The 14409-nt window shown below is 65.6% G+C and carries 10 protein-coding genes; 3 read left to right on the top strand and 7 right to left on the bottom strand.

The genetic code is table 11. From position 1 onward, the window contains the following. Window positions 1-8 precede the first annotated feature (8 nt). Window positions 9-2363 carry an efflux RND transporter permease subunit gene (locus tag PSTAB_RS11510; RefSeq protein ID WP_013983033.1) on the top strand — a complete coding sequence of 785 codons (2355 nt, stop codon included), beginning with the start codon at window positions 9-11 and terminating at the stop codon, window positions 2361-2363. A gap of 93 nt (window positions 2364-2456) precedes the next feature. On the opposite strand, the gene cobA is transcribed toward PSTAB_RS11510, so the two are convergent. Genes cobA through nirB form a run of 4 tightly spaced genes read right to left on the bottom strand, consistent with a single transcriptional unit; the run spans window position 2457 to window position 8771 of the window. Then, on the bottom strand, window positions 2457-3194 hold the full coding sequence (gene cobA, locus PSTAB_RS11505) for a uroporphyrinogen-III C-methyltransferase (protein WP_013983032.1): 738 nt from the start codon (window positions 3192-3194) through the stop codon (window positions 2457-2459). 25 nt (window positions 3195-3219) lie between these two features. Then, a complete protein-coding gene (locus PSTAB_RS11500) occupies window positions 3220-5925 on the bottom strand; it encodes a nitrate reductase (protein ID WP_013983031.1) in 2706 nt (901 codons plus the stop codon). Between the two features lie 42 nt (window positions 5926-5967). Continuing rightward, window positions 5968-6297, bottom strand: a complete 330-nt coding sequence (nirD, locus tag PSTAB_RS11495; RefSeq protein WP_013983030.1) for a nitrite reductase small subunit NirD — start codon at window positions 6295-6297, stop codon at window positions 5968-5970. A 23-nt stretch (window positions 6298-6320) separates the two neighbouring features. Beyond that, on the bottom strand, window positions 6321-8771 hold the full coding sequence (gene nirB, locus PSTAB_RS11490) for a nitrite reductase large subunit NirB (RefSeq protein WP_013983029.1): 2451 nt from the start codon (window positions 8769-8771) through the stop codon (window positions 6321-6323). Between the two features lie 489 nt (window positions 8772-9260). Here nirB and PSTAB_RS11485 point away from each other — a divergent pair, with 489 nt between their 5' ends. Next, window positions 9261-9569, top strand: coding sequence for a hypothetical protein (locus PSTAB_RS11485; RefSeq protein ID WP_013983028.1), 309 nt, complete (start codon window positions 9261-9263; stop codon window positions 9567-9569). A 1-nt stretch (window position 9570) separates the two neighbouring features. Here the strand turns inward: PSTAB_RS11485 and PSTAB_RS11480 are convergent, their stop codons facing one another. Further along, a complete protein-coding gene (locus tag PSTAB_RS11480; protein WP_041771743.1) occupies window positions 9571-11244 on the bottom strand; it encodes a bifunctional protein-serine/threonine kinase/phosphatase in 1674 nt (557 codons plus the stop codon). 61 nt (window positions 11245-11305) lie between these two features. Continuing rightward, window positions 11306-12517 carry an MFS transporter gene (locus PSTAB_RS11475; protein ID WP_013983026.1) on the bottom strand — a complete coding sequence of 404 codons (1212 nt, stop codon included), beginning with the start codon at window positions 12515-12517 and terminating at the stop codon, window positions 11306-11308. A 349-nt stretch (window positions 12518-12866) separates the two neighbouring features. Between PSTAB_RS11475 and PSTAB_RS11470 the strand changes: the two genes are divergently transcribed. Further along, the gene (locus tag PSTAB_RS11470; RefSeq protein WP_013983025.1) at window positions 12867-13802 is read left to right on the top strand and encodes a 1-phosphofructokinase family hexose kinase; all 936 of its coding nucleotides are present in this window, start codon (window positions 12867-12869) and stop codon (window positions 13800-13802) included. On the opposite strand, the gene PSTAB_RS11465 is transcribed toward PSTAB_RS11470, so the two are convergent. Then, window positions 13799-14242 carry a thioesterase family protein gene (locus PSTAB_RS11465; RefSeq protein WP_011913518.1) on the bottom strand — a complete coding sequence of 148 codons (444 nt, stop codon included), beginning with the start codon at window positions 14240-14242 and terminating at the stop codon, window positions 13799-13801. The two genes, PSTAB_RS11470 and PSTAB_RS11465, sit on opposite strands and share 4 nt — an antisense overlap. Window positions 14243-14409 lie beyond the last annotated feature (167 nt).

The raw sequence follows: 14409 nt of genomic DNA, 5'->3' as shown, positions 1-14409 counted from the left end.
GAGTCTGCATGACCAAGCACCAACAGAAGCCGGCGTCGTTCCTCGAGCGCCTGATCTTCAACAACCGGCCGGCAGTGGTCGTCCTCTGCCTGCTGATCAGCGCGTTCCTGTTCTACCAGGCGGCCCAGGTTCGGCCGCAGACCAGCTTCGAAAAGATGATTCCGCTGGGGCATCCGTATATCCAGAAGATGCTCGAGCACCAGAACGACCTGGCCAACCTCGGCAACACCGTGCGGATTTCCGTGGAAGCGGTGGAGGGCGACATTTTCTCCAAGGAATACATGGAGACGTTGCGGCAGATCCACGACGAGGTGTTCTACATCCACGGCGTCGACCGTTCCAACATGAAGTCGCTGTGGAGCCCCAGCGTGCGCTGGACCGAGGTCACCGAGGAAGGCTTCGCCGGTGGCGAGGTGATCCCGCAGACCTACGACGGCTCGCCCGAGAGCCTCGAGGACCTGCGCGACAACATCCTCAAGTCCGGGCAGATCGGCCGCCTGGTGGCGAACAACTTCAAGTCCAGCATCATCGACGTGCCGCTGCTCGAGTCCTATCCGGATCCGGAAGACCAGGGGCGGCAGATCAAGCTGGATTACCAGAAGTTCTCCCACGAACTGGAAGAGAAAATCCGCGAGAAGTACCAGGCGCAGAACCCGAACGTGAAGGTGCACATCATCGGCTTCGCCAAGAAGGTCGGTGACCTGATCGACGGTCTGGTGGGCGTGGCGCTGTTCTTCATCGTCGCCATCGGTATCACCTTCGTCCTGCTGCTGTGGTTCACCCGTTGCGTGAAGAGCACCATCGCGGTGTTGATCACCACGCTGATCGCGGTGGTCTGGCAGCTCGGCCTGCTGCACACCCTCGGCTTCGGGCTTGACCCGTATTCGATGCTGGTGCCGTTCCTGGTGTTCGCCATCGGCATTTCCCACGGCGTGCAGAAGATCAACGGCATCGCCATGGCCTCCGGTTTCACCGAAGACCCGGTGACGGCAGCGCGCATGGCGTTCCGCCAGCTGTTCATCCCAGGCATGGTGGCGTTGCTGTCGGATGCGGTGGGCTTCGTTACCCTGCTGCTGATCGACATCGGCGTGATCCGCGAGCTGGCCATCGGTGCGTCGCTGGGCGTGGCGGTGATCATCCTGACCAACCTGATCCTGCTGCCCGTGGCGATTTCCTACATGGGCATCAGCCAGAAGGCGATTAAGCAGGCCCGTGAAGAGGCCTCGCGCGACCATCCGTTCTGGCGTGCGCTGTCGAACTTCGCCAGCCCGACCGTGGCACCGATTTCCATCACCATCGCCGTGGTGGCGCTGGCTGGCGGGCTCTGGTACGGCCAGAACCTGAAGATCGGCGATCTCGACCAGGGCGCGCCGGAGCTGCACCCGGATTCGCGCTACAACCTGGACAACGATTTCGTCATCCGCAACTACTCGACCAGTTCCGACGTGCTGGTGGTGATGGTCAAGACCGCACCGGAAGGCTGTTCGCACTACGACACGCTCGCCGCCATGGACGAGCTGATGTGGAAGATGCAGAACACCGAGGGTGTGCAGTCTGCAGTGTCGATGGTGTCGGTGGCGCGTCAGGGCATCAAGGGCATGAACGAGGGCAGCCTGAAATGGGAAACGCTGTCGCGTAACCAGCACGTGCTGAACAACTCCATCGCCCGCGCCGAAGGCATGTACAACAGCGACTGCTCGCTGGCGCCGGTACTGGTATTCCTCAACGATCACAAGGCCGAGACGCTGGAGCACGTGGTCGCCGCGGCCAAGGATTTCGCCGAGGAGAACAACCGCGAGGGCCTGGAGTTCGTACTGGCAGCCGGCAACGCCGGGATCGAGGCGGCGACTAACGAGGTGATCGCGGCATCGGAAACCACCATGCTGATCGCCGTCTACCTGGCCGTGAGCATCATGTGCCTGCTGACCTTCCGCTCGCTGGCCGCGACGCTCTGCGTGATCCTGCCACTGGTGCTGACCTCGATCCTCGGCAACGCGCTGATGGCGTTCATGGGCATCGGCGTGAAGGTCGCCACGCTGCCGGTGATCGCGCTGGGCGTGGGTATCGGTGTGGACTACGGCATCTACATCTACAGCCGCCTGGAGTCCTTCCTGCGTCAGGGTCTGACCCTGCAGGAGGCGTACTACCAGACGCTGAAGTCCACCGGCAAGGCGGTGATCTTCACCGGCGTCTGCCTGGCGATCGGTGTGGTGACCTGGGTGTTCTCGGCGATCAAGTTCCAGGCCGACATGGGTCTGATGCTGACCTTCATGTTCCTCTGGAACATGGTCGGGGCGATCTGGCTGCTGCCTGCCCTGGCGCGCTTCCTGATCAAACCGGAGAAGCTGCGTCAGCAGGGGTGAGCCGGGATGTAGCGAAGAACCGCGGCCCTTGGGCCGCGGTTTTTTTTGAGTGGAAGTAAAGGGAAGGGGGCCAACGCTCCGGGCCCCGGAGGATCAGGCCGTCTGGCTCAGCATTTGCGCAACGGCCTGCGCGGCCACGTCACCGATCACCAGGATGGCCGGGCTCTTCAGCTCGAAGGCGTGGGCGTCGCGACACATGCCGGCGAGACTGGAGCGGCACTCGCGCTGCTGGGGCAGCGAGGCGTTCTCGATCATGGCCACCGGCGTGCTGGCGCTCATCCCGCCTTCCAGCAGCCCGGCCTGAACCTGCTCCAGCTTGCTTACACCCATGTACACCACCAGCGTCGTGCCGCTTTTGGCCAGCGCCTGCCATTCGAGGCTGCTGTCATCCTGGGTGTGCGCGGTGACCAATGTTACGCCACGTGCTACGCCGCGCTGGGTCAGCGAGATGCCGCATTGCGTGGCGCCGGCCAGGCCGGCGGTGATGCCGTTGACCAGCTCGACCTCGATGCCGCGCGCCGCCAGCCATTCGGCCTCCTCGCCGCCACGGCCGAAGATGCACGGATCGCCACCCTTGAGGCGCACCACACACTTGCCCTGACGGGCGTAGCGCAGCATCAGCCGGTGGATGAAGGCCTGCGGCGTGGAACGGCAGCCGCCACGCTTGCCCACCGGGATGATGCGAGCGTTCGGGCAGTGTTCGAGCACGGCGGGGTTGACCAGGTCATCGATCATCACCACCTGTGCCTCGCCCAGTGCGCGTACGGCCTTGAGGGTCAGCAGCTCCGGGTCGCCAGGGCCGGCGCCTACCAGCCAGACTTTTGCGCTCATGGGGTAATCCTCGTCTTGGTTGGTATCAGAGAAGTGCGCGTTCCGGCTGATGGGCCAGCAGGCGCTTGAGTTCGGGCACGCAGGAGCCGCAGCTGGTGCCACAGCCGAGTTCCTGCTTGAGGCCGGCCAGATCGAGACCGCGCTCGATGCCAGCGCAGATCGCGCTCTGGCTGACGTTCAGGCAGTTGCACAGCGTGCGATCGGTTCCGGCCTTGGCATTGCCCGGTGGCGCACTGAGCGGCGCCAGTAGCCAGCGGCGCAGTTCGGCGTCCGCACTGCCGCTTTCCCAGAGCCCGCGCAGCCACTGCCGGGCGGCGGTTTCGCCGGCCAGGCGCAGGGCGACGATGCGGCCGTCCTCGATGCGTACGCGCTTGCCGACAGCACGGCGGGGATCGTCATAGGCCAGCACCGGACCTTCATCGAGGCCGAGCAGGTGGTCGATGGCATCCAGCTCGACGGCCGTTGGCGCCGCATCTCGGGCGCCGCGGATCAGCAGCGCCGAACGCTCGCGACCGCCGAGGCTGAAGCTGGCGTAGTCGAACGTTTCGAACAGTGGCCGCAGCGCCTCGAAGCGTCGCTGCACATCGCCTTCAACCAGCGCGAAGAATTGCCAGGGCAGTTCGACCTGTTCCACTTCGATGCCGGCGTGCTTGAGTTCAGGCTGCTTCGACAAAGGGTCGACGCTGGCCAGGGTCAGGACGTTGCTGCCCAAACCCTTGAGGAAGCGATCGCCCCAGTGCATCGGCAGGAATGCCTGGCCGGCGCGCAGGCTGTCGTCCTTCTGCACCGGCAGGATCAGGCTGCCGCGCCGGCTCGTCACCTCTACCAGCTGGCCGTCCAGCAGACGTCGGCGACGCATGTCCTCGGCATTCATGCCAAGCAGCGCCTCCTCGACATGGCCGAACAGCCGCGCCGCGGTGCCGGTGCGGCTCATGCCGTGCCACTGGTCGCGCAGCCGACCGGTGTTGAGCGTCAGCGGATAGCGTGCGTCGCGCTTTTCCTTCGGCGCCTGGTAGTGCTCGGCAACGAAACGCGCGCGGCCAGTGGCAGTGGGGAACACACCGTCGCCATACAGCCGCGCGGTGCCCAGTTCGCTGCCTGGCGGAAACGGCCATTGCTGCGGACCGAGGGTGTCGATCAGTGCGTAGCTCAGGCCGCTGTAGTCCAGATCGCGGGCGGCGGTGAGCGGCTTGTACTCCTCGAACAGCGCCTCGGCATTCTCGAACGCGAACAGGCTCGGCGCGCCGGGGCGCAGGCGACGTTCCAGCCGACGGGCGAAATCGCAGGTGATCGCCCAGTCCGCACGGGCTTCGCCGGGGGCCGGCACGGCGCGACGTACATGGCTGATGCGGCGCTCGGAGTTGGTCACGGTGCCTTCCTTCTCGCCCCAGCTCGCGGCCGGCAGCAGAAGGTCGGCGTAGCGGCAGGTTTCGGTGGTGAAGAAGGCTTCCTGCACTACGACGAAGGGACAGGCTGCCAGGGCCTCATGGACTTTCTGCTGGTCCGGCAGCGACTGCGCCGGGTTGGTGCAGGCGATCCACAGCGCCTTGATCTTGCCGGCGCGCACCGCCTCGAACAGCTCGATGGCGGACAGTCCAGGCTGCTTGGGCAGCTGCTCGACACCCCAGTAGTCCGCAACTTCGGCACGGTGTTCGGCGTTGGCCGCTTCGCGGTGGCCGGGCAGCAGATTGGACAGACTGCCGGTTTCGCGGCCGCCCATGGCATTCGGTTGGCCGGTGAGCGAGAAAGGGCCGGCACCCGGCTTGCCGATCTGTCCGGTGGCCAGGTGCAGGTTGATCAGCGCACTGTTTTTGGCGCTGCCGGCGGTAGACTGATTCAGACCCATGCACCACAGGGAGAGGAAGGCCGGAGCGCTTCCGATCAGCCGTGCGCAGGTTTGCAGATCATCTACCGAGATGCCGCAGAGGTCGGCGACCATCGCCGGGGTGTAGTCGCGCACCAGGCTTTTCAGCGCATCGAAGCCCTCGGTATGCGCATCGATGAAGCGGCGGTCGATCCAGCCTTCCCACATGAGGATATGCAGCAGGCCGTGGAACAGCGCGACATCGGTGCCGGGCAGGATCGGCAGGTGCAGATCGGCCAGCTCGCTGGTGTCGGTGCGCCGCGGGTCGACGACGATGATGGTCATCTCCGGTCGCTTCGCCTTGGCTTCTTCCAGACGGCGGAACAGCACCGGATGCGCGTAGGCCATGTTGCTGCCGGCGATCAGCAGGCAGTCGGCCTGCTCGATATCTTCGTAGGAGCAGGGCGGGGCGTCGGCGCCCAGGCTGCGCTTGTAGCCGACCACCGCCGAGGACATGCACAGCCGCGAGTTGGAATCCAGGTTGTTGGTACTGACCAGGGCGCGGGCCAGTTTGTTGAAGGCGTAGTAGTCCTCGGTCAGCAGCTGGCCAGAGACATAGAAGGCGACGCTGTCCGGCCCGTGTTCGCGGATGGTCTCGGCGAATACGCTGGCCGCATGCTCCAGCGCGCTGGCCCAGTCGGTGCGACCGCGGGCCAGGCCCTTGCCCAGACGCAGCTCAGGGTAGAGCGCGCGGGCCCCCAGGTCGCCGGTCAGGTGCAGGGTCGAGCCCTTGCTGCACAGCTTGCCGAGGTTGGCCGGATGGCTGGGGTCGCCGGCCACATCGAGGATGCGCTCGCCGTCGTGCTCGATCAGCACGCCACAGCCGACTCCGCAGTAGCAGCAGGTCGAGGCGGTTGTCATACGCATGGCGTCGTCTCCTGGAAAAAGGTGCTGGTCAATTGCGCGTGTTCAGGCCGCGCATTCCTTGCGCGGGTTCAGCGAAAGCTGCACGCGCCCGTTCTCGACGCGCGCCGCGTGACGATGGGCGCAGCCGACGTCCGGGGCCAGGGCCTCGCCGCTGGCCAGATCGATCTGCCAGTTGTGCAGCGGGCAGGCGACCTGCTTGCCGTAGACGATCCCCTGCGACAGCGGCCCGCCCTTGTGCGGGCAGCGATCGTCGAGGGCGAAGACCTGATCGTCCGCGGTGCGGAATATCGCAATGTCACCCTTGGGGCCGGCGACGATGCGCGAGCCGAGCGGGTTGATCTCATCCAGTGCGCAGATATCGAGCCAGTTCATGCGGTGTCCCTCCAGGTCGGTGCTCAGGCGTTTTCCAGCTGCTTGACGGCGATGCGGTCGAATTCCTTCTTCAGCTGCGGCTTGGAAAGCTGCTCCTGCCACGGGTCCTGCTCGAAGGAAAGCGAGAACAGCAGCCGCTGGTGCAGCGCCTTGCGCCGCTCGGCATCGTTCAGCACGGCCTGTTTGATGTGATCCATGCCGACGCGCTGCAGGTAGTGCACGGTGCGTTCGAGGTAGAAGGCTTCCTCGCGGTAGAGCTGGAGGAACGCCAGGCTGTATTCCATGACCTCCTCGGCGCTCTTCACCTTGACGAAGAACTCGCCGGCCTCGGTCTTGATGCCGCCGTTGCCGCCGATGTACAGCTCCCAGCCGGAGTCCACACCGATGATGCCGACGTCCTTGATACCGGATTCGGCGCAATTGCGCGGGCAGCCGGAGACGGCCAGCTTGACCTTGTGCGGCGACCACATGTTGAACAGCGCGTGCTCCAGGTCGATGCCCATCTGCGTCGAGTTCTGCGTGCCGAAGCGGCAGAACTCGCTGCCGACGCAGGTCTTCACGGTTCGGATGGATTTGCCGTAGGCGTGGCCGGAAGGCATGTCCAGGTCTTTCCAGACGCCCGGCAGGTCTTCCTTGCGGATACCCAGCAGGTCGATGCGCTGGCCGCCGGTGACCTTGACCATCGGCACCTGGTACTTGTCCGCCACATCGGCGATGCGTCGCAGCTCGGCGGCATTGGTGACGCCACCCCACATCCGCGGCACCACGGAGTAGGTGCCATCCTTCTGGATGTTGGCGTGGGCGCGCTCGTTGATGAAACGTGACTGCGGGTCGTCCTTGGCCTCGCCCGGCCAGGTGGAGATCAGGTAGTAGTTCAGCGCCGGACGGCAGGTGGCGCAGCCGTTCGGCGTGCGCCATTCCATGAAGGCCATGGCCGCCGGGATGCTGATCAGGTGGTGCTCGCGAATGGCCTTGCGCACCTGGCCATGGTTGAGGTCGCTGCAGCCGCAGATGGCCTTCTCGCTCTTCGGCTTGACGTCGGCCGCGCCGCCCACGGTGTTGATCAGAATCTGTTCGACCAGCCCGGTGCAGGAACCACAGGAACTGGCGGCCTTGGTGTGCTTTTTCACCTCGTCCACCGAGAACAGCCCGTGCTCCTGGATCGCCTTGACGATGGTGCCCTTGCACACCCCGTTGCAGCCGCAGACTTCCATGTCGTCCGGCATGGACATGGCCTTGCTCTGGCCCTGATGGCCGGCATCGCCGATGGCGCCCTCGCCAAACATCAGGTGGTCGCGGATCTGCGCGACGTTCTGGCCCTCGCGCACCTGGCGGAAGTACCAGCCGCCGTCGGCGGTGTCGCCGTAGAGACAGGCACCGACCAGCACGTCATCCTTGATCACCAGTTTCTTGTATACGCCGCCGATGGGGTCGGAGAGGGTGATGGTCTCTGTGCCTTCGCCGCCGATGAAATCGCCGGCCGAGAACAGATCGATGCCGGTAACCTTGAGCTTGGTCGAAGTCACCGAGCCGAGATAGCGGGAAAAGCCGAGCATGGCCAGGTGGTTGGCGCAGACCTTGGCCTGTTCGAACAGCGGGGCGACCAGGCCATAGGCGGTGCCGCGATGATTGGCACATTCGCCGACGGCATAGATGCGCGGATCGTAGGTCTGCAGGGTGTCGTTGACCAGGATGCCGCGGTTGCACGGCAGGCCTGCCTGCTCGGCCAGCTCGCTGTTGGGGCGGATGCCGGCGGCCATCACCACCAGGTCAGCGGGAATCACCTCGCCATCGGCGAAGCGTACGGCCTTGACGCGGCCTTCGTCGTTGCCGATCAGCTCGGCTGTCTGCTTTGGCAGCAGGAACTTCAGGCCGCGGCTCTCCAGGGCGCTCTGCAGCAGGGTGCCAGCGGTCTTGTCCAGCTGGCGCTCCATCAGCCAGTCACCGATGTGCACCACGGTCACATCCATCCCGCGCAGCTTGAGGCCATTGGCCGCCTCCAGGCCGAGCAGGCCGCCGCCGATGACCAGCGCGTGCCTGTGGGTCTTGGCGGTTTCCATCATCACCTGGGTATCGGCGATGTCGCGGTAACCAATCACTCCCTGAAGGTCGTTACCGGGAATGGGCAGGATGAACGGATTGGAGCCGGTGGCGATAAGGAGGCGGTCATATTCGGCCTCGCTGCCGTCGTCGGCGATGACCCGGCGACGGGCGCGATCGATCTTCACCACCTTGCGCTTGAGCATCAGGCGAATGCCGTTCTCGGCGTACCAGTCCAGGTCGTTGAGCACGATCTCTTCGAACTGCTGCTCGCCGGCCAGCACGGGGGAGAGCAGGATGCGGTTGTAGTTGGGATGCGGCTCGGCGCCGAACACCGTGATGTCGTAGAGCTCGTTGGTCAGCTTGAGCAGCTCTTCGAGGGTTCGTACGCCGGCCATGCCGTTGCCGATCATCACCAGTTTGAGTTTCTTCATGCCCGTTCTCCGTGCCATCCGGTTCGCCGTCTGGCCTGCTCGAATTCTTTTCAGCAACAAAAAAGGCGTCCCACCGGTTCTCCGGTGAGGACGCCTTTGTCCGTGTCCCGCTCAGTCGGGAAACCTGCCGCTCCACGTTGAGGGTCAGGTCGTATGTCATCTTCGACGTTTGCTTTGCAGAGCCTGTGCCAATTTTGAAATGCGCCGCCTTTCAACGCTTTGCGCGAACTTATGGCTGCCCTGAGCGGGTGAATGCTGCACCGATATGCGGCAGCTTGCGCTGTCATGGTGCGGGTAGCCCTGGCTCGTTCCGGGGACGGAGCGTTGACAGGGGGTGGCCGGCTTTTCTAAAGTCTTGCCCATGCGCCGATTTAGTCAGCTACTTGCGGGGCGCCTGGAGCCGATGGCTTCGAAATACCGCTAAAGCGCTGGTTCCGGTGTCGCCTCCCACCGCTGCCCAGCGGAATCCTCGAGGCGGAAGTCGAATCAATGAATGCAAAGCACGCTCAGCTGCGCCTGGCCCCCATCACTAGCGGCCTCACTCCCAGCAATCCCAAGATCCTCCTGGGCGGTTCTCACCAGCCCTCCTTGTTGCGCTACCTGGAAGGCTGGCCGCGACGCCATCGCAAATCCCGCGCCCTGCTTATCCAGTTCGCCTCGGCCGACGAGTCGCTGGCGCGTTTTGCCACCGACAGCTTCGACCTGGCCGTGATCCAGGCGCCGACAGCAGAGCGCCTGGAAGAATGCGTGCGTGAGCTGACCCGCGTCGCGCGGCAGGGCCTGATCACCCGGCGCTGAATCAGGCGCTCTTCATCAGCAGTACGACCAGCAACAGGTTGAGCAGCAGCGACAGCAGCGCCATGCCGCGCCAGACCTTCAGCGGCTCGCGTTCGAGCAGCGGGCGGGGTTGCAGACTGGCGCTGCGCTGTTCGCCCTGTTCCAGTTCCAGCAACCACTGCTCGGCGGTTTCGAAGCGCTGGCGTGGATCGACCGCCACCGCGCGGCTCAGGCTTTCCTCCAGCCAGCTCGGCAGGTCGGGGCGATAGCGGCTGGCTGCCGTCGGCTGGCCGAATCGTGGACGCTGAAACGCCTCGATCTCGCCGTAGGGGTAGTGCCCTGTCAGCAGGTAATAGAGCGTCACGCCAGTTGCATAGAGGTCTTGCGCGGGGCTTGGCTCGGCACCGGCGAAGGCCTCCGGGGCTATGAAGCTGGGCGTGCCCGGCAGGTGGTTGGGCAGGTCGCGGGACAATCCCGGACAGAACGCCAGGCCGAAATCCAGCAGACGCAGTTCGCCGTCTTCGCCCAGCAGCAGGTTTTCCGGCTTGATGTCGCGGTGCAGGATGTTGCGCCGATGCAGCATGCCCACCGCGCGGATCAGCCGTGGGGCGATCTGCAATAGATCGGCAAGTGGCAACGGACCTTCTTCTGCGAAGCGTTGCGCCAGGGTGCAACCGGGGTACTCGCGCTGCACGTAATAGAGATGCTGGCGCTGTGGCAGGGGATGCAGCTCGGCGAAGTGCCGCCCGGCGACGCGGCGCATGAACCACTCTTCCTGCAGCAGGGCGGGGCCGGCGTCCAACTCGTCCTGCCGGCTGGGCGGCAGCGTCTTCAACAGCCACGGTTGGCCCTGACCATCCAGTACGCGGTAGATCAGCGACTGCCGCGACTCATGCAGCAGCGCGGTTACCTGCCAGCCCTCGAAGGTCTGCCCGGCGCGCAGCTTCGGTGGCAGCGGCCAGTGATCGAGCTGCGCCAGGGTATCGGCGAGCACCGCCTCGGGCAGCGCGTCCACCCGTAGCAGCAGGGCGCTGGCGTTGTCCTGGCTGCCGCTCTGGTGCGCCAGGTTGACCAGCGCCCGGGCGGCGGCACCGAGGTCGGGTTGATCGTGCAGGATATGCGCGATGTCGCGCTCGGGGACGTACGACCAGACCCCGTCGCTCAGCAGCAGGTAGCTTTCGCCTTCCTGCAGCTCGCCGTCGAGGTAGTCCATCACCAGGTGTTGATCCAGCCCCAGGGCACGCTTGAGGACATGCTGCATGCCCGACTGTTCCCAGACGTGGTCTTCGCTGAGTCGCTCCAGCTCGGTGCCGTTCCAGCGATAGGCGCGGCAGTCGCCGACATGCGCCAGGGTGAAGCGTCGGCCGCGCAGTACCAGCGCTGTGAGCGTGGTCAGCAGCGGCTGGTTGCCGCCGTTGGCCTGCAGCCAGCGGTTGTGCGCCACCAGCACACGGTCCAGCGACTGTGCGACGGCCCAGGTTTCCGGCGTCGCGTAGTAGTCGAAGGCCAGCGCCTGGAGCGTCGCACGCGCGGCGAGGCCGCCATCGGCGCACTGGCTGACGCCGTCGGCCAGCGCGAACAGATAGCCCTTGCCGGTGGCCAGCGCCGAGGCCGGCGTGACGACGCGCAGCGCATCCTGGTTTTCCGGCCGCGGGCCGGCGGCGCTGGCCTCGCCGTAACTCAATCGCAGGGGCATGATCGTTCTCGAAAGGCTCGGTACGGCGGCGCAGCAATAATCGCGCCCTGCGGCATCGGCATCAGACCCGCGCGGCGGTGACGGCGGCCGAACCCCAGGTGGTGCGCCAGCGACGCTTGACACCATGCAGGCCGAACCAGGCGAGCACACCGAGGCTGGCGAACAGCCAGAGGCCGAGCTGGTAATCGCCGGTGGACTGCTTGACCGCGCCCAGCCCGGCGGTGAGCAGGAAGCCACCGATACCGCCGGCCATGCCGACCAGCCCGGTCATCACGCCGATTTCCTTGTTGAAACGCTGCGGCACCAGCTGGAACACCGCACCATTGCCGGCGCCCAGGCTAAGCATGGCGACCACGAACAGCGCCAGCGCGGCCGTGGAACCGGGCAGGTTGAAGCCGACTGCGGCAATACAGATGGCCGCGACCGTGTACATCACCAGCAGCGCGCGAATGCCGCCGATGCGGTCGGCCAGGGCACCGCCGAGAGGGCGCAGCAGGCTGCCGGCGAACACGCAGGCGGCGGTGTAATAGCCGGCCTTGACCGGGTCGAAGGCGTACTGGTCGTGGAAATAGCCTGGCAGGGTGCTGGCCAGGCCGAGGAAGCCGCCAAAGGTCACGCTGTAGAAGAACATGAACCACCAGCTGTCGCGGTCGCCCAGTGCCTTCATGTAGTCGGCCAACGACTTGGGTGTCGGGCGGTTGGGCGCGTTCTTCGCCACGCTGGCGAAGATGATGAGGGTGAGTACCAGCGGGATCAGGGCCAGGCCGAACACATTGTTCCAGCCGAAGATCGCCGCCAGTACCGGGGCGAACAGCGCCGCCAGCACGGTGCCGGAGTTGCCCGCGCCGGCGATGCCCATGGCCTTGCCCTGATGTTCCGCCGGATACCACTGCGAGGCCAGCGGTAGCGCCACGGCGAAGGAGGCGCCAGCCATGCCGAGGAACAGGCCGAGCAGCAGCGCCTGCTCATAGATGTTGATGCCGTGCAACCAGGCCACCAGCAGGGCAACGATGACCACGCTCTGGCCGAACAGCCCGGCGGTCTTCGGTGAGGTGCGGTCGGCGAGGATGCCAAGCGCCAGTCGTAGCACGGCGCCGGCGAGGATCGGCGTCGCCACCATGAACGCGCGTTGCTGGGTGGTCAGACCCAGGTCGGCGGCGATCTGCACGCCGAGCGGGCCGAGCACGTACCAGACCATGAAGCTCAGGTCGAAATAGAGAAAGGAGGCAAACAGGGTAGGCGCGTGGCCGGCTTTCCAGAAACTTGTGCTCATTGGATCGACTCCAGGGCGTTACGTGGCGCGGCGTTGGCCGCCAGGGCTGCTCGATCCGCCCCATCGGCGAGGCGGAAAACAAAAAGGCGCCGCAGCACGCCTGCCGGAGCAGGAATGTTGCGACGCCTTTGTCGTATGGGCAGACCGCCGTTGGCCTGCGTGCCAGAACAAAGCATCTAGCGTGCCAGCCATCGCGAAGGCCCGTCGCGCGTGGCTCCCGGCGGTCCAGTTGCACGTGGCGGTGCGGCAGCTGCACAACGAGTGCGCAGCGGTGGGCCAAATCGGGGCAGGGCGGTGCAGTCGCCGCGGTTGCTGGTAGGCTTGGGCAGCACTTGCCAAGGAGCGAGCGATGCCCCTGATTGCGACCCTGACCCTCAACCCGGCGATGGACCTTTCCGTCAGTACCGCCCGGGTCACCGATACCCAGAAGCTGCGCTGTTCGGCGCCTCGCCACGATCCTGGCGGTGGCGGCATCAACGTGGCCCGGGTGGTAAAGACCCTCGGTGGCAAGGCAGTCGCCGTGTACCCAGCGGGTGGTCCGTTCGGCGATCTGCTGCGGCGTTCGCTCGACGAACTCGGACTGGTGCATCGCCCCGTGCCCATCGTCGGCGATACGCGGGAGAGTTTCACCGTCGATGAGCTGCAATCGGGCCTGCAGTACCGCTTCGTGCTACCTGGTCCGGTGCTGTCGGCGCAGGAGCTGGAGCGCTGCCTGCAGACGCTGGCGGCGCTGCGTCCGGCGCCAGAATATGTCGTGCTGAGCGGCAGCTTTCCGCCCGGCACGGACCTGGCCTTCTTCGATGACCTGCGCGCCCTGACCCTGCGGCTCGGTGCCCGGCTGGTGGTCGACCTCTCCGGTGAGCCGCTATGCCATGCGGCCCGGCATGGCGGTGTGTACCTGATGAAGCCCAGTCTCGAGGAGCTTTCCACCCTGATGGGCGGCGCCGTGACCAGCGAGGCCGAGCAGCAAGAGGCCTTGCGCAGCCTGATCGCCCGGGGCCGCGCCGAGATCGTCGTACTGTCTCTGGGGGCCGAGGGTGCGCTGTATGCCTATGGCGAACGGCTGGAGCGCCTGCGCTCGCCGCAGGTGCCGGTGGTCAGCGCAGTGGGAGCGGGCGACAGCATGTTGGGTGCCATCGTGCAGGCACTGGCGGATGGGCGTTCGGTAGACGCGGCGGTGCGCCAGGGCATCGCGGCCGGTGCCGCGACGGTGATGCGGCCGGGCACCGAGCTGTGCCATCGCGAGGATGTGCAGCGCTTGCTCGAGGCGCTGGAGCGCGCCTAGTCGATCCGGTTGACCCGTGGAAACTTGGCGGCGAATGCCTCGGGCATCGCTACCACCCGCGCCTGCCCATAGTCGTAGAACACGAAGCCGGACTTGGCCATGGCGATCAGCACGCCGTCGGCCGGCCGGGTGATGCGGAAGATGATGTCCCCGCCGTACTTGTTGAAATCCATCACGCCGACCTCGAACAGCAGCGCATCGCGGGCGTGGGCTTCGGCCTTGTAGGTGGTGGCAAGGTCGGTGACGATGATGCCGCTGCCGTCCTGGCGCGTCTCCGGCACCCCGTAGGCGAACAGAAAGCGCGCCCGCGCTTCGGAGATCATCGAAATCATCGAGTCGTTGGCCAGATGGTTGGCTGCGTTGATATCGGTGATCCGCACGGTGAGTTGGGTGGAAAAGCAGTACTGGTCTTCCGGAAACTGAAGGTTGAGGCGCGCCATGAGGTGCTCGGTCGTCGAATGAAGGAGGGCATTCTAGCGCTGCGTCACTTGCCCGGGGCAGGCGCGGGAGCGGTATTGACTGCGAATGGACCAGCTAAAGGCGGTACTTCATGGACAAGGCCGTTTTACAGAAGACCACCGCTCATGGCCTGGGCCGGTTCCACGGC

This window comes from Stutzerimonas stutzeri (assembly GCF_000219605.1).
GTDB classification, from domain to species: domain Bacteria; phylum Pseudomonadota; class Gammaproteobacteria; order Pseudomonadales; family Pseudomonadaceae; genus Stutzerimonas; species Stutzerimonas stutzeri.
Note: the sequence above shows the minus strand (reverse complement) of the source record. Positions and strands in the feature narration are given on the sequence as shown.